The sequence below is a fragment of the Hoeflea sp. BAL378 genome, from assembly GCF_000759435.1.
Classification (GTDB): domain Bacteria; phylum Pseudomonadota; class Alphaproteobacteria; order Rhizobiales; family Rhizobiaceae; genus Hoeflea.
Map to the genome: position 1 here is coordinate 1 of NZ_JRJG01000189.1, position 380 is coordinate 380.

A 380-nucleotide genomic window follows, 5' to 3' on the forward strand; every position below is an offset into this window, starting at 1 on the left:
GCGACCACCATGCGTTCCGACAACAAGGCGCTCGGCACCGTGCAGGACGCCCTCGGTCTTGGCGCCGCCAAGGTCGACGTCGCCTATACCGGCATGGAATCGGCCATCGACGTGGTGTCCGAAATCAAGGCAAAGCTGGTCGCGGCCCGCGAGCCGGGCGTTGACAAGACCAAGATCGACAAGGAACTGACCGAGCTCAAGAACCAGCTCGTCTCGATCTCCGAATCGGCATCGTTCTCCGGCGAGAACTGGCTCAACAACACCTCGACCGCCGCTTCCGGCACCAAGAACATCGTCGGCGGCTTCAACCGTGACTCGGCCGGCCTGGTGACCCTCACCACGCTGGGCGTGAACACCACCTCGACCACGCTGATCGGCGC

Annotated in this window: 1 pseudogene; it reads left to right on the top strand. The window is 63.9% G+C overall.

Annotation, left to right across the window (positions count from 1 at the left end):
• Positions 1–380, top strand: a pseudogene (locus LL06_RS24575) (flagellin); the annotation flags it as partial.